This is a genomic window from Agromyces sp. NPDC058110 (assembly GCF_042884735.1).
Classification (GTDB): domain Bacteria; phylum Actinomycetota; class Actinomycetes; order Actinomycetales; family Microbacteriaceae; genus Agromyces.
This window is the reverse complement of the sequence record NZ_JBHVTI010000001.1, coordinates 132,389-153,882: the sequence shown is the minus strand read 5'-3', so window position 1 is coordinate 153,882 and position 21,494 is coordinate 132,389. Positions and strand designations below refer to the sequence as shown.

Genomic DNA, 21,494 nt, shown 5'->3' with positions numbered 1-21,494 from the left:
CGGTCTAGTCGATCGCGAGCGCGACGACGGGCGACACGCGGGCCGCCCGCCGCATGGGCGCGACCGAGGCGACGAGCGTCAGCACCGCCGCGGCGCCGACGACGATCGCCACGATCGGCCAGGGGATCACGGGTGCGACGATGCCGGGGCCGCTGCCGACCGAGCCCAGCATCGACTGCGCCCCGACCCAGCCGTACGCGATGCCGAGCACGAGGCCGACGAGCGTCGCCGCGACCGTGAGCGCCGCGGCCTCGACGAGCACCATGACCCGCAGCTGCGTGCGATCGAAGCCGAGCGCACGCAGCAGCCCGAGCTCCCGGGTGCGCTGCATGACGCTGATCGAGAGCGTGTTCACGAGGCCCACCGCCGCGATGACCGCGCTGAAGCCGATGAGCGTCGAGAACACCGCGACCGTTCCGTCGATGACCGGGCCCAGTGCCTCCTGCATCTCGGGGCGGTCGGCGGTCGCGAGCAGCACCATCTCGCGGTAGGTCTGCATGGTGACGGCGAAGGTCGTCACAAGTGTCACGCCGATCACCAGGCCGATCGTCATGCGCGACGAGCGCTCGGGGTGGCGCACGGCGTTCTCGGCCGCGAGGCGGGCCGCCGGGCGGTCGCCGAAGAGGCGGCCCACGAGTCGCAGCACGGGCGGCATCATGCGGTGCGAGGCGAGCACGATCGCCGTGAACGAGAGGATGCCCCCGACGAGGCCGATGACCACGCCCTCGGGGCGCACGAGTCCGACGATCACGCCGAGCGCGAGCAGCCCGACACCGAGCACGCCGAGGATCCAGGCTGCGACCGCGCGGCCGCGGCGCGAGGCGACCTCGTCGAAATCGGCCTCGGTCGCGTTGCCGAGCGCCTGCGCCGGGCGCACCGCGAGCACGCGCCGCGATCCCGTCCACGCGGCCAGCCACGTGGTGAGCACGACGGCCGCCATGGGCGCGAGCAGCACCGCGTCGAAGAGCTCGTAGTCGGCGCGCGGAACGGTGCCCTGCGCCATCCCGAACTCGCCGAGGCCCCAGGCGACGGCCACGCCGACCGCGCCGCCGACCACCGCGCCGACGAGCCCGATGAGCAGCCCCTCGCGGGCGACCGCCGCCCGCTGGGCGCGGGCGCTCGACCCGATGAGCCGCAGCAGGGCGATGAGGCGCGTGCGCCCCGCGACGACGGTCGCGACCGTGTTGGTCGTGACGACTGCGCTCACGTAGACCGCGATCGTGATGAACACGCCGGCGACGAGCGAGAGCATGAGCTGCACCGTGCCGCTGTCCTCGAGCCCGTCCTGCGAGGTGATCACCGCCGTCAGGATGCGCGTGACCTGCAGCAGGGCCACGCCGAAGGCCGAGGCGAGCGTCGCGACGAGCAGCGTCGGCACGAGATCCTTCGCGCGAGTCACGCCGCCGTCTCCATCGAGAGCATGTACGAGCCGATCTCCTCGGCCGTCGACCGCGCGGCGTCGCGCACGATGCGGCCGTCGGCGAGGAACAGGATGCGGTCGGCGTGGCTCGCCGCGACGGGGTCGTGCGTGACCATCGCGATCGACTGGCCGTACCTCGACGACGCCGAGGCGAGCAGCGCGAGCACCTCGCGGCCCGTGCGCGAGTCGAGGTTGCCGGTCGGCTCGTCGGCGAACACGAGATCGGGCCGGGTCGCCAGCGCGCGGGCGATCGCGACGCGCTGCTGCTGTCCGCCGCTCAGCTCGTGCGGGCGGTGGCGCTCGCGGGAGGCGAGGCCCAGCACGTCGAAGAGCTCCTCGATCCACGTCTGCTCCTCGTGCGTCGGGCGACGCCCGTCGAGCTCGAACGGCAGCAGCACGTTGCCGCGCACGTCGAGCGTGGGCACGAGGTTGAACGACTGGAACACGAACCCGATGCGCCGACGACGGAGCAGCGTGAGCTGCGCGTCGGGCAGGTCGGTGATGTCGGTGTCGCCGAGCCACGCCCGACCCGACGTCGGCGAGTCGAGCCCCGCCATGATGTGCATGAGCGTCGACTTGCCGGAGCCCGACGGGCCCATGATCGCGGTGAACTCGCCGCGACGCAGGCCGAGCGACACGTCGTCGAGCGCGGTGACCTGCCCGTCGCCCGAGCCGTAGCGCTTGCCGAGGTTGGTGACGCGGGCGATGAGTCCGAGGTCTGAGGGTTGGATCTGCATGCCTCCGACGCTACGGACGGCAGCGCGCCCGGTCGTCGGGCGCCGGGATGGTCGTGCGTCATCCCGGAGTATGATCAGGCGTCGCCCGGGAGTCCGAGGTCGTGCTCGTACGCGAACACGACGAGCTGCACGCGGTCGCGGAGGCCGAGCTTGGCGAGGATCCGGCTCACGTGCGTCTTCACCGTGGCCTCCGAGAGGAACTCGGACGCCGCGATCTCGGAGTTCGACATGCCGCGGGCCGCGAACCCGAAGATCTCCCGCTCGCGCGGCGTCAGCTCGCCCCACGTCGAGGGCGCCGGTCGCCGGCCGCTCCCCCGGGCCAGGTGCGCGAACAGCTCGCGCGTCGCGCTCGCCGCGATCACCTGATTGCCCTGGTGCACCGTGCGGATCGCCGCGAGCAGGAACTCGGGGTCGGCGTCCTTCAGCACGAACCCGCTCGCCCCCGCCCGGATCGCCTTCGCGGCGTTCTCGTCGAGGTCGAAGGTCGTGAGCACGACGATGCGCGGCGCACGGCGCCCGTCGCGCTCCGCCTCCGCGAGGATCCGCTCGGTCGCCTGGATGCCGTCGAGCAGCGGCATGCGCACGTCCATGAGCACGACGTCGGGCCGCGTCGTGGCGGCGAGGGCCGCGCCCGCGAGCCCGTCGCCCGCCTCCCCCACGACCTCGAGGTCGGGCTGCGACTCGACCAGCATGCGCACGCCCGATCGGAAGAGCGCCTGGTCGTCGATCAGCGCGACGCGGATCGCGGTCATGGGGTGCTCCTCGAGTCGGGGGTCCTGGGCTGCGCGGGAATGCGCGCGACGACGTGGAAGACGCCCTCGGCGCCGGGTTCGGCGCTCAACGCGCCGCCCACGAGCTGCGCGCGCTCGCGCATGCCCGTGATGCCGTGCCTCGTGGCGGGCGGCGGCGACCCGGCGGGAACGGCACCGGTCGCCTGCGGGCCGCCCGCGGCATCCGCCGTCATGCGGTTGGAGATCGCGAGCCCGATGCCGTCGTCGGCCCAGTCGAGCCGGACGTCGACCGGCGCCGACGTGTCACCGTGTCGGAGCGCGTTCGTGAGCGCCTCCTGCACGATGCGGTAGACGGCGATCTGGTGGCCGGTGCCGAGCTCGCGCCGCTCGCCCGTCTCGACGAGCCGCACGTCGAGCCCGGCGTCGACGACGCCCGAGATGAGCCCGCCGAGGTCGTCGAGCACCGGCTGCGGGGCTCCGCCCTCTCGATGGCGGAGCTCCGCGAGCAGCACACGCACATCGCCGAGCGCGCCCCGGGCGACGCCCGAGATGGTCGAGAGCGCCTCCGAGGCCGCTTCGGGACGCGTGCGCGCCGCGAACCTCGCGCCGTCGGCCTGCGCGATCACGACCGCGAGGGAGTGCGCGACCACGTCGTGCATGTCGCGCGCGATGCGGTTGCGCTCCTGCTCGACGGTGTAGCGGTACTCGGCCAGGGCCCGCTCGCGGTTCGCGACCTCCTCGCGTCGGCGCACCTCGCGCCCGTCGCGCACCGACCGGGCGAGGAGCCCGGCGGTCCACGCGAGCACGAGCACCGCGACCGAGGCGACGAAGATGAACGCCGCCGCGAGCAGGTTCTCGGGGCCGAGGCCGCCGCGTCCGTCGAACACCGGCATGACGACCTGCAGGTACAGCGTCGCGATGAGCGCGCCGGCACCGGCCGACACCAGCCCGAGCCACTTGACCAGCCGGCCGCCGTGGGCCGCCGTCGAGTAGAGCACGCCGAGCACGGCGAAGTCGTAGAACTGCAGGTCGCGCAGCGCCGCCATCTGCACCGTCGCGGCGGCCCAGGCGATGCCGAGCGACCACGCCGGGGCGAGCCTGCGCACCGCGAGGGCGCCGACGAACAGCGCCATCGCGGCGAGGTCGGCCCAGTTGCCCATGAGCGCGAACGGCAGCGACATCAGGCCGAACACCAGGGCCAGCACGATGTCGGTCGTCAGCTTCGCGCGGCTGATTCGGTACTCGGGCACCGATCCACCGTACGCGCTGCGTGCTCCGGATGCCGCGTCAGCGCGCCCGAATCATCCTTGAGTCGTACGGGCCGGCGGAGCGGTTCCGCGATCCGCGACGCGGCGAGGCCGGCGCGCCCGCGGCGTCAGAAGCCGAGCCGGCCGAGCAGCTTGGGATCGCGCTGCCAGTCCTTGGCGACCTTGATGTGCAGGGCGAGGTAGACCTTGCGACCGAGCAGGGCCTCGATCTGCGCGCGTGCCGTGGCTCCGACCTCGCGCAGCCGCGAACCGCCCTTGCCGATGATGATGCCCTTCTGGCTGTCGCGCTCGACGTAGAGGTTCGCGTAGATCTCGAGGAGGTCCTTGTCCTCCCGCTCGACCATGTCGTCGACGACGACCGCGATCGAGTGCGGGAGCTCGTCGGTCACGCCCTCGAGCGCTGCCTCGCGGATGAACTCGGCGATGCGCTCCGACGTGTCCTCGTCGGTGAGCGTCTCGGCCGGGTAGAGCGGCTGGTCGGAGGTCGGCAGCAGCTTCAGCAGTTCGTCGACGAGCACGTCGAGCTGTTCGCCGCGCGGGGCGGACACCGGGATCACGGCGTCCCAGTCGCGCAGCTCGGAGACCGCGAGCAGCTGCTCGGCGATCTTCGCCTTGCCCGCGGCATCGGTCTTCGTCACGATCGCGACCTTCTTGGCCCGCGGATACTGGTCGAGTTGCTCGTTGATGAACCGGTCGCCCGGGCCGATCGGCTCGTTGGCGGGCACGCAGAAGGCGATGACGTCGACGTCGCCCAACGTCGACTGCACGAGCGAGTTCAACCGCTCGCCGAGCAGCGTGCGCGGGCGGTGCAGCCCCGGCGTGTCGACGAGGATGAGCTGGCCGTGGTCGCGATGCACGATGCCGCGGATCGCGCGGCGCGTGGTCTGCGGCTTCGAGCTCGTGATCGCCACCTTCTCGCCGACGAGGGCGTTCGTGAGGGTGGACTTGCCGACGTTCGGCCGCCCGACGAACGACACGAATCCTGCGCGGTACTCAGCCACGGTGCTTCCTTCCGTCTGCGTCGCCGGTATCGAACGCCAGCTGGGCGTCGATCAGCGACTGGTCGCGTTCGACGAGGATCGTCGAGATGCGCTTGCGGCGCCCTTCGGTGCGCTCGGCGCGGAGCACGAGCCCCGACACCACGGCCTGCTCCCCGGGCTGCGCGAGCCGCCCGAGCTCCTTCGCGAGCAGGCCACCCGCCGAGTCGACGTCCTCGTCGTCGAGGTCGAGGCCGAACAGCTCGCCGAGCTCGTCGATCGGCAGGCGGGCGTTCACCCGGAAGCGCCCGGCGTCGAGCTCCTCGATCTGCGCGGCCTCGCGGTCGTACTCGTCGGAGATGTCGCCGACCAGTTCCTCGATGACGTCTTCGAGCGTGACGAGGCCGGCGATGCCGCCGTACTCGTCGACGACCATCGCGAGGTGGTTGGACTCGAGCTGCATCTGCCGCAGCAGCGCATCGGCCTTCATGGAGTCGGGCACGAACACGGCGGGGCGGGCGAGCTCGCCGACGGTGAGGTCGGCGGCGTCGATGGGGCGCTCGAACCCGAGGCGCGCCAGGTCGCGCAGGTACAGGATGCCGGCGACGTCGTCGGCATCTTCGCCGATCACCGGGATGCGGGAGTACCCGGCGTTCAGGAACAGCGCCATCGCCTGCGGCAGGTGCGCGGTCGACTCGATCGTGACCATGTCGGTGCGGGGAACCATGACCTCGCGGGCGACCGTGTCGTTGAACTCGAAGATGGAATGGATGAGCTCGCGGTCGCCCTCCTCGAGCACCTCGAGCTCGGTGGCCTCGTCGACCATGCTGAGCAGCTGCTCCTCGCTCGAGACCCCCGCGAACCGGATGCGACCGGGCGTCACGCGGTTGCCGAGCGACACGAGCGCATTGGCGAGCGGCCCGAGCAGCACGCGCAGGAAGTGCACGATCGGCGCGGTCAGCCGCAGCACCGTCGGCGCGTGCGCGCGGCCCACGCTGCGCGGGCTGGCACCGACGAGCACGAACGACACCGCCGTCATGATGAGCGCCGACCAGAGCAGCACCCACCACACGTTGTCGAGGAACGACACGAACGCGAGGGTGACGAGCACGGCGGCTGTCGTCTCGGTGATGATGCGCACGAAGTTCACGGCGTTGACGTGCGCACCCGTGTCGTCGGCGATGGCCAGGAGCGAACGCCGGGCGCGCGACCCGAGCGCGAGCTCGGTGACGTCGGCGCGGCTGGTCGCCCCGAGCGCGGCGTCGACGGCGGCCATGAGACCGCCGAAGGCGACGAACAGGAACGCCGCCATGAGGAAGAGCCAGGGCTGCATGGTCAGCGACGGCGCTCCTGCATGGTGAAGCCGACGAGGAGGTCGCGCTGCAGGCCGAACATCTCCTTCTCGTCTTCGGGCTCGGCGTGGTCGAAGCCGAGCAGGTGCAGCATGCCGTGCGTCGTGAGCAGCAGGAGTTCGTCGATGAGCGGATGCCCGGCCGTGCGGGCCTGGGCCTCGGCGACCTGCGGGCACAGCACGACGTCGCCGAGCAGCCCGGGCGGGGCGGGGTTGTCTTCGCTGCCCGGACGCAGTTCGTCCATCGGGAAGCTCAGCACGTCTGTGGGCCCCGGCTCGTCCATCCACTGCACGTGCAGCTGCTCCATGGCGCCCTCGTCGACCAGGACGATCGCCAGCTCGGCGTCGGCGTGCACGTGCAGCGCGTCGAGCACGTAGACGGCGAGCCGCTGCAGCACCGCCTCGTCGACCTCGACGGCGGATTCGTTGTTGACCTCGATGCTCACGAGTTGGTGCCCCTTCGAGGGAGATGGTCGCGCGGAGCCGAATGCCCGCGTCGTTCGGCACGGTTCGCGAACTCGCGCGCCTGGTCGCGTTCGAACCGCTGCGCCTGGGTGCGCTGGTCGTACTCGGTGTACGCGTCGACGATCTGGCCGACGAGCGTGTGCCGCACGACGTCGGCGCTCGTCATGCGCGCGAAGTGGATGTCGTCGATACGGTCGAGGATGCGGGTCACGAGCCGGAGCCCGCTCGCGCCGCCCGGCAGGTCGACCTGCGTGATGTCGCCCGTGACGACCATCTTCGAGCCGAATCCGAGTCGCGTGAGGAACATCTTCATCTGCTCGGGCGTCGTGTTCTGCGCCTCGTCGAGCACGACGAACGAGTCGTTCAGGGTGCGGCCGCGCATGTACGCGAGCGGGGCGACCTCGACGGTGCCCGACGCGAGGAGCTTCGGCACCATCTCGGGGTCCATCATCTCGTTGAGCGCGTCGTAGAGCGGCCGCAGGTACGGGTCGATCTTGTCGGTGAGCGTGCCCGGCAGGAAGCCGAGGCGCTCGCCCGCCTCGACGGCGGGACGCGTGAGGATGATGCGGCTCACCTCTTTGCGCTGCAGCGCCTGCACGGCCTTGGCCATGGCGAGGTAGGTCTTGCCCGTGCCGGCGGGGCCGATGCCGAAGACGACGGTGTGGTCGTCGATGGCGTCGACGTACGCGCGCTGGCCCTCGGTCTTCGGCCGGATGGTCTTGCCGCGCGCGGAGACGATGACCTGCCCGAGCAGTTCGGACGGTCTGGCGTTGGGATCGGCTTCGAGCATTCGGGCCGAGCTCCTCACTTCGGTGGGTGTCGGATCCTGGCCGGCTCGCACCAGCTCCAGGAGTTCTTCGATCAGGCGACGCACGCGCACGCGCTCGTCGGGGTTGCCGCGGATGCCGATCTCGTTGCCGCGCACGTGCACCTCGACGTCGGGGTACTCGCGCTGGATCGTCGTCAGCAGGCGGTCCTGCGGTCCGAGCAGGCGCACCATGGCGATGCCGTCGATGCTGAGGCGCTCTTCGTCGCCGCGCGAGGCCGGAGCCTCGGCGGTCGGTCGGTCGGTGCGTCGTTCGACGGGTGCATCCGCTGCGGGACGCACGCCGTCGTCGGGGTGGTCGGGGTGCTCGTCGTGCGGGTCAGCCGCCAAGCGATGCCTCCTCGAGGCCGCCGGCGAGCACGTGGGCGTGCACGTGGAACACGGTCTGCCCTGCTCCCGCGCCCGTGTTGAACACGAGGCGGAAGTCGCCGTCGGCCAGGTCGGCGGCGATGCCCCGGGCCACCTCGACGAGTTCGGCGAGCAGTGCGGGGTCGCCCGCGGCGAGTTCGACGACGTCGCGGTAGGCGCCGGACTTCGGCGTCACGACCACGTGCACCGGCGCCTTCGGCGCGATGTCGTGGAACGCGATGACGTTCGCCGTCTCGGCGACGATGCTCGCCGGGATCTCACGCGCGGCGATGCGCTCGAACAGGGTCGGCTCGGCGGTCTCGGTCATGCTTCCATCGTAGCGAGGGATGCCTCACCACCGCCCGAGGCGGGCGTTCAGCACGGCGATTGCGGCCGGCCCGGCCGTCGAGGTGCGCAGCACCGACCCGCCGAGCCGCACGGCCTCGGCGCCGGCGGCGACCAGCCGCTCGATCTCGGCGGGGGCGATGCCGCCCTCGGGCCCGACGACGAGTGCGAGGTCGCGGCCGTCGTCGTCGAGCGATGTGAGCGGGGTCGTGGCCGTCGGCTCGAGCAGCAGCACCCGCTGCCCCTCGAGCAGGGCCGCGAGTCGGGCGGTCGGGGTCAGCGGGCCGACCTCGGGCATCCACGCGCGGATCGACTGCTTGGTCGCCTCGCGCACGATGGTCGCCCAGCGGGCCCGGCCCTTCTCGACCTTCGGCCCCTCCCACCGCGACACCGAGCGGGTCGCGGCCCACGGCACGATGGCGTCGACGCCGAGCTCGGTCGCCGCCTGCACCGCGAGCTCGTCGCGGTCGCCCTTGGCGAGGGCCTGCACGAGCGTGATGCGCGGGCCCGGCGCCGGCGAGGTCACGACCTCGCCGAGCTCGAGCACCAGCTCCCGAGGGGCGGCTTCGATCACGGTCGCCGCGGCGAGCGAGCCACGGCCGTCGCCGACGGAGAGCTGCTCTCCGACGCGCACCCGCGAGACCGTCACGGCGTGACGCGCCTCGTCGCCCGTCAGGCGCACGACGTCGCCCGTGGCGGCGCCCGCCAGGTCGAGCTGCTCGTCGAGGTAGTGATGGCTCATCGCGGCATCCGTCAGCCGAGGAACTTGTCGCGGAGCCGTGCGAACAGGCCCTGCTGGAAGTGCGCGAGCTCGGGCGCGGGCGCCTTCTTCGCCGCAGCGAACTGCTGCACCAGGTCGCGCTCCTTCGTCGAGAGCTTGGTGGGCGTGACGACCTGCACCCCGATGCGGAGGTCGCCGCGCCCGCTGCCGCGGAGCTTGGAGACGCCGCGGTCCTTGACGGTCAGGATCTCGCCGCTCTGCAGGCCCGCCTTGATCTCGACCTCGACGTCGCCATCGAGCGCCTCGATCGTCGCCGTGGTGCCGAGGATCGCGTCGGTCATCGAGACCGAGAGGGTCGCGAGCAGGTCGTCGCCGTTGCGGCTGAACACGTCGTGGTTCTTGACCTTGATCTCGAGGTACAGGTCGCCGTTCGGGCCGCCGGCGGGGCCGGCCTCGCCCGAGCCCGGCATCTGCAGGCGCACGCCGGTGTCGACGCCCGCCGGGATGTCGACGGGAACCGTGCGGCGGGCGCGCACCCGGCCCTGGCCCTGGCAGGTCACGCACGGCGTCGCGATGACGGTGCCGTACCCGCGGCAGGTGCCGCAGGGGCTCGAGGTCATGACGTTGCCGAGCAACGAGCGCACCGCGCGCTGGATCGAGCCCGTGCCGCCGCAGATGTCGCACGTGACGGGCGACGTGCCCGGCTGGCAGCACGATCCGTGGCACGTGCCGCAGACCACCGCGGTGTCGACCTCGATGTCGCGGTGCGTGCCGAAGACGACCTCGTCGAGGCCGACCTCGACGCGGATCAGCGCGTCTTGGCCGCGCTCGCGCCGCGACCTCGGACCGCGGCTCTGCTGGGCGCCGCCGAAGAAGGTCTCGAAGATGTCGCCGAAGCCGCCGAAGCCCTGCCCGCCGCCGAAGCCGCCCTGGTCGCCGAGGTCGTACTGCTGGCGCTGCTTCGGGTCGGAGAGCACGTCGTAGGCGTGCGTCACCGACTTGAACCGCTCGGACGCCTCGGCGCCGGGGTTGACGTCGGGGTGCAGCTCGCGGGCGAGGCGTCGGTACGCCTTCTTGATCTCGTCGGGGGATGCGTCGCGTGCGACGCCGAGGACCTCGTAGTGGTCTGCCACGGAGGGCGTGTCCTTTCGATAGCGGATGCCGGCGGGGGCCGGCTGCTCAGTTCTCGCCGAGCGTGCGGGAGAGGTATCGGGCGACCGCGCGGACGGCGGCCATGCTGTGGGAGTAGTCCATGCGCGTGGGGCCGACGACGCCGAGACGCGAGACGTCGCGCCCGGGGATCTCGAAGGCGCTCGAGAGCACCGAGGTCTCGCCGAGGCCGAACGAGGCGTTCTCGCGGCCGATGCGCACCGCGACGGCGTGCTCGTCGCCGGACATCTCGCCGAACAGGCGGAGCAGGACCACCTGCTCCTCGATGGCCTCGATCACGCCGAGGATGGAGCCCGCGAAGTCCTGCTCGGTGCGCACGAGGTTCGCGGCGCCCGCGACGACCAGGCGGTCCTGACGCTGGGCGCGTGCCTGGTCGGCGAGCGTCGCCGCGAGCGTGTGCAGCACGGCCGCGTCGGCCGGCGGGACGTCGGCGAACCCGGTCGACAGCGACTCCGCGGCATCCGCCATCGCCCGACCGCCGGCGAGCTCGTTGAGGCGGGTGCGGTGCGCGGCGAGCGTGGTCTCGTCGACGGGGAACGGCAGGTCGGCGACCCGCTGCTCGACCTGCCCCGAATCGGTGATCAGGATGCAGATCACGCGCTCGGGTGCGAGCGAGACGAGCTCGATGTGGCGCACGCGCGCGCTGCCGAAGCTCGGGTACTGCACGACCGCGAGCTGCTTGGTGAGCTGCGAGACCAGGCGCACCGTGCGCGCGAGCAGTTCGTCGAGGTCGCTCGACTCGCCGAGGAAGGTCTCGATGGCATGCCGCTGCGCGCGCGTCATGGGGCGCACCTCGGTGAGCTGGTCGACGAAGACGCGGTAGCCCTTGTCGGTCGGGATGCGGCCCGACGACGTGTGCGGCGCGACGATGAGCTCCTCCTCTTCGAGGAGGGCCATGTCGTTGCGGATCGTCGCCGCCGAGACCCCGAACGCGTGCCGTTCGACGATGGCCTTGGAGCCCACCGGTTCGCGCGACGCGACGTAGTCCTGCACGATCGCCCTGAGCACGGCGAGGCTGCGTTCGGAGACCATGTTCCTCGCTTTCGCCGTGCGGTTAGCACTCATCAGACCTGAGTGCCAATCATACCGCGGAACTCAGGGTAATCCCCATTGCCGACACTCCTGCCCGGCGCTACCTTTGGCATGATCCGAGGCATCTCACGCTGCGACCGCCCACCCCTCGCGGCATCGGGTCACGACCCCCGAACCCCGAAAGGCGCGCACCATGTCCGATCCCAACGCAGGCCCCGCTGATCCGAACCTGCCCCCCACGCCGCCGCAGCAGCCGGCCGCACCGCAGCCGGGCGCGCCCGCGGCACCGCTCTCGCACGAGCAGGACGTGCAGTGGGGCTCGTTCGCCCACCTCGGCGGAATCCTCGGCTTCCTGCCGTCGCTCATCATCTGGCTCGTCTTCAAGGACCGCGGGTCCTTCACGGACACCGAGGCGAAGGAGGCGCTGAACTTCCAGATCACGCTGGTGTTCGCGCAGATCGCGATCTTCATCCTCACGTCGATCATCACGATCATCACGTTCGGCCTCGGCAGCGTGCTCGGCCTGCTCTCGTGGGCCGTCTGGATCGTGGGCGTGGTCTTCTCGATCATCGCCTTCCTCCAGGCGAAGGAGGGTCGCAACTACCGCTACCCCTTCGCCATCCGCCTCATCAAGTAGCGCAGCGCACATCGCCCGCCGCGGGAGCGTCACCCTCCCGCGGCGGGCGTTGCTGTGCCAGCATGGTGGCGTCCGCAGTCACCGCGCCGGATCGGCGCATCCGAACAGGAGAAGACGATGTCCGACCTTCCCCCTCCCCCGCCGCCGCCGCAGAGCCCGTACGAGCAGAGCCCGCCCCTGAGCCCGAACGACGAGAAGCTCTGGGCGACGCTCGTGCACATCGGCGGCATCTTCTTCGGCTTCATCCCCGCGCTGATCGGATACCTGGTCCTCAAGGACAAGGGACCGTTCGTGCGCGCGCACACCGCCACGGCGCTGAACTTCCAGATCACGATGACGATCGCCGCGATCGTGAGCAGCATCCTGTGGCTCGTCGTGATCGGCATCTTCCTGTCGATCGCGGTCGCCGTCATCGTGATCGTGTTCAGCATCATCGCCGCGATCAAGGCGAACCAGGGCGAGGCCTACACGTACCCGCTCTCGATCAAGTTCGTGAGCTGAGCTCCACGAGCTGACCGAGGACGTCAGTCCTCGAGCAGGCGCCGCACGACGGCGTCCGCGAGCAGCCGCCCTCGCCTCGTGAGCGTGAGCCCACCGGCGAGGGCGGCTTTCGCGTCGACCAGGCCGTCGGCGATGAGGCCCGCCACGGCATGCCGGCCCCCCGCGTGCAGCGAGGCGATGTCGATGCCCTCGCGGATGCGGGTGAGCAGCAGCACGCGCTCGGTCTCTCGGGTCGGCGCGTCGAGCACCTCGCGACCGACGGCCGGCGAGTGCCCGGCGGCGAGCCGCTCCGCATAGGCTGACGGATGCTTCGCGTTCCACCAGCGGACCCCGCCGACGTGGCTGTGCGCGCCCGGTCCGACGCCCCACCAGTCGTCGCCCCGCCAGTACCCGAGGTTGTGCCTGGAGCGGTGCGCGGCATCCGTCGCCCAGTTGCTGACCTCGTACCACTCGAAGCCCGCGGTGCCGAACGCCTCGTCGGCGAGCTCGTACATGTCGGCCTCGAGGTCGTCGTCGGGCTGCGCGAGCTCGCCTCGACGAATCTGCCTGGCGAGCTTCGTGCCCTCCTCGACGATGAGCGCGTACGCGCTCACGTGGTCGGGCCGCTCGGCGACGACCGCCTCGACGCTGCGCCGCCAGTCGTCGAGCGACTCCCCCGGCGTTCCGTAGATGAGGTCGAGGCTCACGTCGAGGCCGGCGTCGCGCGCCCAGCGCACGACGAGCGGCACCCTGGCCGGGTCGTGAGTGCGGTCGAGCGCGGCGAGCACGTGCGGCACGGCCGACTGCATGCCGAACGAGACGCGGGTGAACCCGCCCTCCGCGAGACGGAGCAGGTCTTCGCGCCCGACCGAGTCGGGGTTCGCCTCCGTCGTGACCTCCGCGCCGCTCGCGAGCCCGAACTCGTCGCGGATCGCCCCGAGCATGCGCACGAGATCGTCGGCCGGTAGGAGCGTCGGCGTGCCGCCGCCGAAGAAGACGGTCTCGGCCACGCGATCCGGGACTCCGGATGTCGCGAGCACGCGCCGCGACATCCGGATCTCATCGATCGCCTGGTCGGCGTAGTCGACCTGGCGGGCACCGCGGAGCTCGCTCGCAGTGTAGGTGTTGAAATCGCAGTACCCGCACCGCACCCGGCAGAACGGCACGTGCACGTAGACGCCGAGCGCGCGGTCGCGGGCGTCGACCGCTGCGGAGGCGGGCAGCAGGCCGTCGAGCGGTGCCGGATCGCCGAGCGGCAGCGCGGAACCCACGCCTACACGCCGCCGGCGGGGTGGAGGGCGCGCAGCTGCAGGCGGGTCAGCTCGCGGCGGCGCCGACGCACCCACGGTGCGAGCACGCGCTTCGCGCCGCCGGCCGTCGCCCGGAACGAGCGGATCGTGAGCCACACCGTGTCGTCGTCGCGACGCTCGAGCACGAACGACTCCTCGCCGCTCTCGAGGCCGTCGCCCGTGGTGCCGAACGCGTAGCCCACGCGGTCGGGTTCGTCGATGACGTAGACGACCAGCACCGGCGTCGCGTGCGAGCGGAACCGCCCGCGGCGCACGAGCGTCGCCTGCATGCCCGACGCGATGTACGCGGTGCCGTCTTCGCCGAAGCGGTCCTCGGTGCGCGGGCCCGGCTGCTCGGCCAGCGGCGCGCCCTCGGCGTCGTACACGATGCCCGGATACTGCGCGCCGGTGCCGGCGGAGACATCCGTCACCTCGTAACCTGCGCCGCGCTGGATGCCCCAGGTCATGAGCGCCTCGGCCGCACGCTGGAAGCGCTCGACGCCGCTGCCGAGCCGAACCGTGTCTTCGGCGGGTCGGTATCCCGTCGGCGGGTAGCGCAGGAGATCGGGCTCGAGCGTCGCCCCGATCGAGCCGTACGTGACGGACTGATCGGTGAAGGTACTGCGTCGGGTCATCGGGAAACCTGCTACTTCTTGTCCTTCTTCTCGACGTCGCCGCTCAGCGCTGCGATGAACGCCTCTTGCGGCACCTCGACGCGGCCGACCATCTTCATGCGCTTCTTGCCCTCCTTCTGCTTCTCGAGGAGCTTGCGCTTGCGGCTGATGTCACCGCCGTAACACTTGGCGAGCACGTCCTTGCGCATGGCGCGGATCGACTCGCGCGCGATGATGCGCGCGCCGATCGCCGCCTGGATCGGGACCTCGAACTGCTGCCGCGGGATGAGCTCGCGCAGGCGACCGGTCATGAGCACGCCGTACGCGTAGGCCTTGTCGCGGTGCACGATGGCGCTGAAGGCGTCGACCTGCTCGCCCTGCAGCAGGATGTCGACCTTCACGAGGTCGGCAGCCTGGTCGCCGACCGGCTCGTAGTCGAGCGACGCGTACCCGGCCGTCTTCGACTTCAGCTGGTCGAAGAAGTCGAACACGATCTCGCCGAGCGGGATGTTGTAGCGGATCTCCACCCGGTCTTCGCCGAGGTACTCCATGCCGAGCAGCGCACCGCGGCGCGACTGGCAGAGCTCCATGATCGTGCCGACGTAGTCCTTCGGCGCGAGGATCGCGGCCTTCACCATGGGCTCGCGCACCTCGGAGATCTTCGCCCCGGTCGGGAACTCGCTCGGGTTCGTGACCGTCACGGTCTTCCTGTCTTCGGTGGTGACCTCGTAGACGACCGACGGTGCGGTGTTGATGATGTCGAGCCCGAACTCGCGGCGCAGGCGCTCGGTGACGATCTCGAGGTGCAGCAGGCCGAGGAACCCGGCGCGGAAGCCGAAGCCCAGCGCCACCGAGGTCTCGGGCTCGTACACGAGCGCCGCGTCGGAGAGCTTGAGCTTGTCGAGCGCCTCGCGGAGCTCGGGATAGTCGCTGCCATCGATCGGGTACAGGCCCGAGTAGACCATGGGCAGCGGCTCGGTGTAGCCCGCGAGCGCCTCGGTCGCGGGCTTCACGGCCGTGGTGACCGTGTCGCCGACCTTCGACTGGCGCACGTCCTTCACGCCCGTGATGAGGTAGCCGACCTCCCCGACCCCGAGGCCCTTGGTGGGCACGGGTTCGGGCGCGCTCACGCCGATCTCGAGGATCTCGTGCGTGGCCTTGGTCGACATCATCTGGATGCGCTCGCGCGGGTTCAACTTGCCGTCGACCATTCGCACGTACGTGACCACGCCGCGGTAGCTGTCGTAGACGGAGTCGAAGATCATCGCGCGCGGCGGTGCGTCGGCGTCGCCGACGGGGGCAGGGATGCGCTCGACGACGCGGTCGAGCAGGTCTTCGACGCCGAGGCCCGTCTTGCCCGAGACCTTGAGCACGTCATCGGGCGAGCCGCCGATGAGGTCGGCGAGCTCTCGGGCGTACTTCTCGGGATCGGCCGCGGGAAGGTCGATCTTGTTCAGCACCGGGATGATCTCGAGGTCGTTCTCGAGCGCGAGGTAGAGGTTCGCGAGCGTCTGGGCCTCGATGCCCTGCGCCGCGTCGACCAGCAGGATCGCGCCCTCGCACGCGGCGAGGGAACGCGAGACCTCGTAGCTGAAGTCGACGTGGCCAGGGGTGTCGATCATGTTCAGGGCGTACGAGGTGCCGCCGACCTGCCACGGCATGCGCACGGCCTGGCTCTTGATGGTGATGCCGCGCTCGCGCTCGATGTCCATGCGGTCGAGGTACTGCGCGCGCATGTCGCGATCGGCGACGACGCCCGTGATACCGAGCATGCGGTCGGCGAGCGTCGACTTGCCGTGGTCGATGTGCGCGATGATGCAGAAGTTGCGGATCAGCGCGGGATCGGTGGCGGCGGGCACCGGCGGGGTAACAGCTCTCGGAGACATCCCGACGATTCTCCCACGAGTTTCCTCCGCGCTCTCGCCTCGCACGTTCGCCTCGCACGTTCGCCTCGCACGTTCGCCTCGCACGTTCGCCGCGAATTCTCGCCTCGCACGTCCGCCTCGCACTTTCGACGGATGCCGCGCGCAGGCGGCCGCGGCTACGCTGACTCGCACCATGACCGCGTCAGCCGCACCCGCACCGCTCCCCGTCGTCGACTTCGGACGGGTGTCGCCCTCGGCACTGCGGCCGGTGTTCGTCACGCTCCGATTCGGGCTGCACGTGCTCGTCATCGGCCTCGCCCTGTTCGTGATGATCCGCGCGCTCCTCGCCGACGGCCCGACCGAGGTGCCCGTCACGATCCTCTCGATCGCGTTCCTCGCCTGCTACGGCGCCGGGATCGCGACCGGGCACCGGAACCTCCCGCAATGGGCGCGAGTGGTGTGGCTGACGGCGCTCCTCGCCCTCTGGGCGGCCATGTCGGCGTTGACCCCGGATGCCGCGTTCCTCGCGTTCCCCCTGTTCTTCCTCGAGCTGCACGTGCTCGCCGCTCCGCTCGCCGTTCCACTCGTGATCGTCACGTTCGGCCTCTCGGTGTGGGGCACGGCGACGCACCTCGGATTCGAGGTCGGCACGATCCTCGGGCCGCTCATCAGCGCGGGCGTCGCGATCGTGATCGGGCTCGGGTACCGCGCCATGGCGCAGGAGACGAAGGACCGCCAGGCGCTCATCCTCGACCTCATCGCCACCCGCGAGGAGCTGGCGACGGCCAGTCGCGAGGCCGGCACGCTCGCCGAGCGCGAGCGCATCGCGCGCGAGATCCACGACACCGTGGCCCAGGGGCTCTCGAGCATCCAGATGCTGCTGCACGCCGCCGAGCGCGACGTCGCCGACGATCGCACGCTCGACAAGCTGCGACTCGCGCGCGAGACCGCCTCCGAGAACCTCGCGGAGACCCGCCGCTTCATCCGCGAGCTCAGTCCCCCGTCGCTCGACGAGCAGACCCTGCCCTCGGCGCTCCGGCGCCTCGCCGCCGCGGTCGACGAGCAGGCCGCCCAGGCCGGGTCGGCGACCCGCGTCTCGTTCGCGACCAGCGGCGAGGCCGTGACCCTGCCCATGTCGATCGATGCGACCCTGCTGCGCATCGCGCAGGGCGCCCTCGCGAACGTGCTGCGACACGCCCGCGCGACCCGCGCCGAGCTCACGCTCAGCTACCTCGGCGACGAGATCGCGCTCGACGTCGTCGACGACGGCATCGGGTTCGACCCCGCCGCGATCGCGCGCGAGCCCGGCTCGGAGCTGAAGTTCGGCCTGCGGGCGATGCGGGAGCGCGCCGAGCGCGAGGGCGGCACGGTCGAGGTCGAGTCCGGCCCCGGCGACGGCACGGCCGTGTCCGTGCGCATCCCCGTGGTGGCGCCGTGAGCGCGCCGGAGGGCTCGCACGGGGAGCCCGCGGGCGGGGCCCTGTCGAACGGGGCCGAGTCGAGCGGGGCTGCGGCCTCGAGCGGGGCTTCGTCGAGCGGGGCGGTCGCCGGCGGTGACGACGTCGCGGGCGTGCGCCGCGGCATCCGCCTGCTGATCGCCGACGATCACCCGGTCGTACGTGCCGGAGTGCGCGCGATGCTCGAGGCCGAGCCCGACCTCGAGGTCGTCGCCGACGTCGATCGGGCGGACTCCGCCGTCCGGCGCGCGGCCGACGGGGGCGTCGACGTCGTGCTCATGGACCTGCAGTTCCCGTCGGACATGCAGGGCGCGGAGGCGACGCGGCACATCCGCTCGCAGTCCGACGCGCCGCGCGTGCTCGTGCTCACGAACTACGACACCGACGCCGACATCCTGAGCGCGATCGAGGCCGGAGCGAGCGGGTACCTGCTGAAGGACGCGCCGCCTGCCGAGCTCGTCGCGGCGATCCGCACCGCCGCGACCGGCGAGCCCGCGTTCGCGCCGGGCGTCTCGTCGCGGCTCGACGCGAACGGCGGCCTCGAGCGCCTGACCGGGCGCGAGGCCGAGGTGCTCGGGCTCGTCGCGAGCGGCCGCACGAACCGCGAGATCGGCAAGGCGCTCTTCCTCAGCGAGGCGACGGTGAAGTCGCATCTCGTGCACATCTTCGCCAAGCTGGAGGTGGGCTCGCGCACCGCGGCGGTCGCACGGGCGCGCGACCTCGGCATCATCCGCTCGAACTGAGCGTCGCCGGTCGCTGGTCGCCGAGTGCCGACCCGCCGACCCGCCGACTGGACCGGATCGGATGCCGCGGCCACCGCATTGGTGCCATGCACGCGTTGCTGGTATCGTTGTCTGTTGGCTTGCGTGTGGGTCCCACCCCGCACGATTCGCCGCGCGAGGCCCCTCTACCTTCGCTCGGCACATCCGGTACCCGCACAAGAACGAAAGACGAACCACGTGGCAAACATCAAGTCGCAGATCAAGCGCATCAAGACGAACCTGAAGGCTCAGGAGCGCAACAAGGCCGTCAAGAGCGAGGTCAAGAGCGCCGTCCGCGCCGCTCGCGAGGCCATCGCCACCGGTGACAAGGACAAGGCCACCGCTGCCGTCCGCGTCGCAGGTCGCAAGCTCGACAAGGCCGCCAGCAAGGGCGTGATCCACAAGAACCAGGCCGCGAACCGCAAGTCGGCCATCGCGAAGCAGGTTGCCGCCCTCTAAGGCGCACCACCTGATCGAACGCCCCGCACGCTCGTCGTGCGGGGCGTTCGTCGTCTGCGCGGCGGGTTCGGCGCCACGGCGGCCTGGCTGCCACCGCAGTCACGGACCCGCCGCCACGGCCCCACCTGCCGGCGACGGCGTTCGGCGCCGCCGACATCGCTGGACTGAGAACACCAGGGCCGCTATTCTCACTTATGCCGCATAACTGAGAACAGGGGAAGAGGTCCTCTCACATGGATGATCGGGCAGGCGACGCCGATCGATCGCAGAGCGAGATCGTCGTCCCGCCGCACGAGCGGCTCGAGGTGCCCTGGCGGCAGACCCACCGCGGCGGCACCGCGCAGGACCGCATGCTCGATCGCATCGAGGTGTCGATCCCGCCCGACCTCGGTGATCTCGACCTCCGCATCCCGAACCCGCTGCTCGCCGAGTGCGATGACGCGCTCCAGGCGATCGCCCGGCTCGATGAGCTGAGCGGCGACCAGCTCTCCCCGCTCGCCACCCTGCTGCTGCGGGCGGAGTCCGTCGCCTCCTCGAAGATCGAGCACGAGGACGCGAGCATCCAGGACTTCGCGCGGGCCATGCACGGGGTCAGGGCCAACTCGTCGGCGACGTCGATGGTCGCCGCCTCCGGTGCGATGGACCGCCTCCTCGACGGGCCGATCACCGCCGAGCGGATCGGCGATGCGCACCGGCTGCTGATGGCGCACGATCCAACGGAGCGCAGCTACGCCGGCCGTTGGCGCGACATGCAGAACTGGATCGGCGGCTCGAACCACTCCCCGCGCATGGCGCTGTACGTGCCCCCGCCGCCCGGCCGGGTGCCGCAGCTCATGGACGACCTCATGTCGTTCACGGGCCGCCGCGACCTTCCGGCCATCGTGCAGGCCGCGATCGCGCACGCGCAGTTCGAGTCGATCCACCCCTTCACCGACGGCAACGGGCGCATCGGACGGGCCCTCGCCGCGGCCGTCATCAGGCAGCGCGGGGTCGCGCGCCGCGTCGTGGTGCCGATCGCGTCGGCGCTGGTCGCGCGTCGGGAGTCGTACTTCGCGACGCTCGACCGGTATCGTGCAGGCGACGCGGGCCCGATCGTGCGGGCGTTCGCCCGATCGGCGGCCGTCGCGTCGGAGGAGGCCCTCGTCACTGGCTCGCGCCTGGCGACGATGCCGGAGCGGTGGGCCGAGGCGACGGGTCGGCCGCGGGCCGCGAGCGCGCCGTCGCGGGTGCTGGCGTCGCTGCCGACGACCCCGGTGTTCACCGCCGACGACCTCGAACGGCGGCTCGGGTTGTCGACGCCCGCGACGTACCGCGCCATCGAGCGCCTGGCCGGCGCGGGCGTCATCGCGCCCCTGACCGACCGCACACGCGACCAGATCTGGGGCGTCACCGACGTGCTCGACGAACTCGAGGACCTCGGGGCGCGCATCGGTTCCCGCGCCTCGCAGGTGATCGGCGACTGACCGTCGCAGACCGCACCCGGCGAAGACCAGGACTCAGGCGCGCCCGCGCGAGGCGATGACGCCGACGAGCCGTTCGAGGGCGAAGACGGGATCGCGCTCGGCGCCCTTGACCGCGGCATCGGTACGCGCGAGCTGCACGATGGCCTGCTGCAGGCCTTCGTCGGTCCAGCCGGCGAGGTCGCGCCTGGCCCGGTCGACCTGCCACGGAGCGAGCCCGAGCGAGCTCGCGACCCCGGCTCCCCCGCCGCGCACGCCGGACACCTTCGCCATCGTGCGGATCTTCATCGCGAAGGCCGCGACCATCGGCACCGGGTCGGCGCCGCTGTCGAGGGCGTGCCGCAATGCGACGAGGGCGTCGCCGTAGCGGCCCGCGATCGCCGCGTCGGCCACTTCGAAGGCGTTCGTCTCGACGCGCCCGCCGTAGTACTTGGCGACGACCGCCTCGGTGATGTCGCCCGGGGTGTCGGCGAGCAGCTGACGGCAGGCGGCGTCGAGCTCGGCCAGGTCGTCGGCGAAGGCCGCGACGAGGGCTCGCAGCGCCCTCGGGGCGATCGAGCGCCCGACCGCCCGGATCTCGGTCTGCACGAAGTCCTGCTTGTCGGCCTCGCGCTTGAGCTCCGCGCACACGATCTCGATCGCCTCGCCCTCGCCGGACCGGATCGCGTCGAGCATCTTCTTGCCGCGCACGCCGCCGCGGTGCCGCACGACGACCGTGACGGCCTCGGTGGGCTGGCCCACGAACTCGACCATGTCGAGGATCAGGTCGTCGGTCGCCTTCTCGGTGCCGTCGATGCGGATGAGCCGCGCCTCGCCGAAGAGCGAGGGGCTGGCGAGGGTGAGCAGCTCGCCGCGCTGGTAGGCGTCGCCCGAGATCTCGCTGACCTCGAGCGCGGGGTCTTCGGCGCGGAGGAGTTCGCGGAGCCGGTTCGACGCACGCTCGGCGAGCACGTCTTCGGGGCCCGAGACGAGCACGATCGGAGCCGGGCGAACCTGGTTGTACGACAGTTGCGGGATCGCCGCAGCCTTGGCCCGCGCGTTGCCGCGCCCACCGCCACCGGTTCGAGCTGCCACGGCACCTC

General features: G+C 71.5%; 22 protein-coding genes. 6 read left to right on the top strand and 16 right to left on the bottom strand.

Going from position 1 to position 21,494, the window contains the following annotated elements; all coding sequences use genetic code 11:
• Window positions 1–4 precede the first annotated feature (4 nt).
• The 12 genes from ACFVS8_RS00750 to hrcA all read right to left on the bottom strand — a co-directional run bounded on the left by ACFVS8_RS00750 (window position 5) and on the right by hrcA (window position 11,391).
• Window positions 5–1,399, bottom strand: coding sequence for an FtsX-like permease family protein (locus tag ACFVS8_RS00750; RefSeq protein ID WP_387056687.1), 1,395 nt, complete (start codon window positions 1,397–1,399; stop codon window positions 5–7).
• Window positions 1,396–2,157, bottom strand: coding sequence for an ABC transporter ATP-binding protein (locus ACFVS8_RS00745; protein WP_387056686.1), 762 nt, complete (start codon window positions 2,155–2,157; stop codon window positions 1,396–1,398). Before ACFVS8_RS00745 ends, ACFVS8_RS00750 begins: the two co-directional genes overlap by 4 nt.
• Window positions 2,158–2,231: 74 nt before the next feature.
• Window positions 2,232–2,909 carry a response regulator gene (locus ACFVS8_RS00740; protein WP_387056685.1) on the bottom strand — a complete coding sequence of 226 codons (678 nt, stop codon included), beginning with the start codon at window positions 2,907–2,909 and terminating at the stop codon, window positions 2,232–2,234.
• Window positions 2,906–4,138 carry a sensor histidine kinase gene (locus ACFVS8_RS00735; RefSeq protein WP_387056684.1) on the bottom strand — a complete coding sequence of 411 codons (1,233 nt, stop codon included), beginning with the start codon at window positions 4,136–4,138 and terminating at the stop codon, window positions 2,906–2,908. Before ACFVS8_RS00735 ends, ACFVS8_RS00740 begins: the two co-directional genes overlap by 4 nt.
• 125 nt (window positions 4,139–4,263) lie before the next feature.
• Complete coding sequence (era, locus tag ACFVS8_RS00730) at window positions 4,264–5,157, bottom strand: GTPase Era (protein ID WP_387056683.1); 894 nt, start codon at window positions 5,155–5,157, stop codon at window positions 4,264–4,266.
• Window positions 5,150–6,466 (bottom strand): hemolysin family protein, encoded by a 1,317-nt coding sequence (locus ACFVS8_RS00725; protein WP_387056682.1) that lies wholly within the window; start codon window positions 6,464–6,466, stop codon window positions 5,150–5,152. Before ACFVS8_RS00725 ends, era begins: the two co-directional genes overlap by 8 nt.
• A gap of 2 nt (window positions 6,467–6,468) precedes the next feature.
• Window positions 6,469–6,930 (bottom strand): rRNA maturation RNase YbeY, encoded by a 462-nt coding sequence (gene ybeY, locus ACFVS8_RS00720; RefSeq protein ID WP_387056681.1) that lies wholly within the window; start codon window positions 6,928–6,930, stop codon window positions 6,469–6,471.
• Entirely contained in the window at window positions 6,927–7,949 is a 1,023-nt protein-coding gene (locus tag ACFVS8_RS00715; RefSeq protein ID WP_387058123.1) for a PhoH family protein, read from the bottom strand. The genes ybeY and ACFVS8_RS00715 overlap by 4 nt, the downstream gene beginning before the upstream one ends.
• 145 nt (window positions 7,950–8,094) lie before the next feature.
• Window positions 8,095–8,451, bottom strand: a complete 357-nt coding sequence (locus ACFVS8_RS00710; protein ID WP_387056680.1) for an HIT domain-containing protein — start codon at window positions 8,449–8,451, stop codon at window positions 8,095–8,097.
• Between the two features lie 24 nt (window positions 8,452–8,475).
• Window positions 8,476–9,210, bottom strand: coding sequence for a 16S rRNA (uracil(1498)-N(3))-methyltransferase (locus ACFVS8_RS00705; protein ID WP_387056679.1), 735 nt, complete (start codon window positions 9,208–9,210; stop codon window positions 8,476–8,478).
• Window positions 9,211–9,221: 11 nt separating this feature from the next.
• A complete protein-coding gene (gene dnaJ / locus ACFVS8_RS00700) occupies window positions 9,222–10,322 on the bottom strand; it encodes a molecular chaperone DnaJ (RefSeq protein ID WP_387056678.1) in 1,101 nt (366 codons plus the stop codon).
• A gap of 46 nt (window positions 10,323–10,368) precedes the next feature.
• The gene (gene hrcA / locus ACFVS8_RS00695) at window positions 10,369–11,391 is read right to left on the bottom strand and encodes a heat-inducible transcriptional repressor HrcA (RefSeq protein ID WP_387056677.1); all 1,023 of its coding nucleotides are present in this window, start codon (window positions 11,389–11,391) and stop codon (window positions 10,369–10,371) included.
• A 193-nt stretch (window positions 11,392–11,584) separates the two neighbouring features.
• Between hrcA and ACFVS8_RS00690 the strand changes: the two genes are divergently transcribed.
• Window positions 11,585–12,028 carry a DUF4870 domain-containing protein gene (locus tag ACFVS8_RS00690; RefSeq protein ID WP_387056676.1) on the top strand — a complete coding sequence of 148 codons (444 nt, stop codon included), beginning with the start codon at window positions 11,585–11,587 and terminating at the stop codon, window positions 12,026–12,028.
• Between the two features lie 117 nt (window positions 12,029–12,145).
• On the top strand, window positions 12,146–12,529 hold the full coding sequence (locus ACFVS8_RS00685) for a DUF4870 domain-containing protein (RefSeq protein ID WP_387056675.1): 384 nt from the start codon (window positions 12,146–12,148) through the stop codon (window positions 12,527–12,529).
• Between the two features lie 23 nt (window positions 12,530–12,552).
• Here the strand turns inward: ACFVS8_RS00685 and hemW are convergent, their stop codons facing one another.
• Genes hemW through lepA form a run of 3 tightly spaced genes read right to left on the bottom strand, consistent with a single transcriptional unit; the run spans window position 12,553 to window position 16,297 of the window.
• On the bottom strand, window positions 12,553–13,779 hold the full coding sequence (gene hemW / locus ACFVS8_RS00680; protein WP_387056674.1) for a radical SAM family heme chaperone HemW: 1,227 nt from the start codon (window positions 13,777–13,779) through the stop codon (window positions 12,553–12,555).
• A 2-nt stretch (window positions 13,780–13,781) separates the two neighbouring features.
• On the bottom strand, window positions 13,782–14,432 hold the full coding sequence (locus ACFVS8_RS00675; protein ID WP_387056673.1) for a DUF1990 family protein: 651 nt from the start codon (window positions 14,430–14,432) through the stop codon (window positions 13,782–13,784).
• An 11-nt stretch (window positions 14,433–14,443) separates the two neighbouring features.
• Window positions 14,444–16,297: a translation elongation factor 4 gene (gene lepA / locus ACFVS8_RS00670; protein ID WP_387056672.1), complete on the bottom strand. Its 1,854-nt coding sequence runs from the start codon at window positions 16,295–16,297 to the stop codon at window positions 14,444–14,446.
• Window positions 16,298–16,469: 172 nt separating this feature from the next.
• Between lepA and ACFVS8_RS00665 the strand changes: the two genes are divergently transcribed.
• From ACFVS8_RS00665 to ACFVS8_RS00650, 4 genes are all read left to right on the top strand, one after another.
• A complete protein-coding gene (locus ACFVS8_RS00665) occupies window positions 16,470–17,714 on the top strand; it encodes a sensor histidine kinase (RefSeq protein ID WP_387056671.1) in 1,245 nt (414 codons plus the stop codon).
• A gap of 131 nt (window positions 17,715–17,845) precedes the next feature.
• The gene (locus ACFVS8_RS00660; RefSeq protein WP_387058121.1) at window positions 17,846–18,475 is read left to right on the top strand and encodes a response regulator; all 630 of its coding nucleotides are present in this window, start codon (window positions 17,846–17,848) and stop codon (window positions 18,473–18,475) included.
• A gap of 216 nt (window positions 18,476–18,691) precedes the next feature.
• Window positions 18,692–18,952, top strand: a complete 261-nt coding sequence (gene rpsT, locus ACFVS8_RS00655; RefSeq protein ID WP_092966030.1) for a 30S ribosomal protein S20 — start codon at window positions 18,692–18,694, stop codon at window positions 18,950–18,952.
• 233 nt (window positions 18,953–19,185) lie between these two features.
• Entirely contained in the window at window positions 19,186–20,415 is a 1,230-nt protein-coding gene (locus ACFVS8_RS00650) for a Fic family protein (RefSeq protein ID WP_387056670.1), read from the top strand.
• 33 nt (window positions 20,416–20,448) lie between these two features.
• Here the strand turns inward: ACFVS8_RS00650 and holA are convergent, their stop codons facing one another.
• Complete coding sequence (gene holA, locus ACFVS8_RS00645; protein ID WP_387056669.1) at window positions 20,449–21,486, bottom strand: DNA polymerase III subunit delta; 1,038 nt, start codon at window positions 21,484–21,486, stop codon at window positions 20,449–20,451.
• Window positions 21,487–21,494: the final 8 nt, after the last annotated feature.

Bases quoted from the DNA above. Each gene is read 5' to 3' on its own strand.
- ACFVS8_RS00745 (WP_387056686.1), bottom strand. From the start codon at position 2,157: ATGCAGATCCAACCCTCAGACCTCGGACTCATCGCCCGCGTCACCAAC.
- ACFVS8_RS00740 (WP_387056685.1), bottom strand. From the start codon at position 2,909: ATGACCGCGATCCGCGTCGCGCTGATCGACGACCAGGCGCTCTTCCGA.
- ACFVS8_RS00725 (WP_387056682.1), bottom strand. From the start codon at position 6,466: ATGCAGCCCTGGCTCTTCCTCATGGCGGCGTTCCTGTTCGTCGCCTTC.
- ACFVS8_RS00715 (WP_387058123.1), bottom strand. From the start codon at position 7,949: ATGGTGCGCCTGCTCGGACCGCAGGACCGCCTGCTGACGACGATCCAG.
- ACFVS8_RS00710 (WP_387056680.1), bottom strand. From the start codon at position 8,451: ATGACCGAGACCGCCGAGCCGACCCTGTTCGAGCGCATCGCCGCGCGT.
- ACFVS8_RS00705 (WP_387056679.1), bottom strand. From the start codon at position 9,210: ATGAGCCATCACTACCTCGACGAGCAGCTCGACCTGGCGGGCGCCGCC.
- hrcA (WP_387056677.1), bottom strand. From the start codon at position 11,391: ATGGTCTCCGAACGCAGCCTCGCCGTGCTCAGGGCGATCGTGCAGGAC.
- ACFVS8_RS00690 (WP_387056676.1), top strand. From the start codon at position 11,585: ATGTCCGATCCCAACGCAGGCCCCGCTGATCCGAACCTGCCCCCCACG.
- ACFVS8_RS00685 (WP_387056675.1), top strand. From the start codon at position 12,146: ATGTCCGACCTTCCCCCTCCCCCGCCGCCGCCGCAGAGCCCGTACGAG.
- ACFVS8_RS00675 (WP_387056673.1), bottom strand. From the start codon at position 14,432: ATGACCCGACGCAGTACCTTCACCGATCAGTCCGTCACGTACGGCTCG.
- lepA (WP_387056672.1), bottom strand. From the start codon at position 16,297: ATGTCTCCGAGAGCTGTTACCCCGCCGGTGCCCGCCGCCACCGATCCC.
- ACFVS8_RS00665 (WP_387056671.1), top strand. From the start codon at position 16,470: ATGACCGCGTCAGCCGCACCCGCACCGCTCCCCGTCGTCGACTTCGGA.
- ACFVS8_RS00650 (WP_387056670.1), top strand. From the start codon at position 19,186: ATGGATGATCGGGCAGGCGACGCCGATCGATCGCAGAGCGAGATCGTC.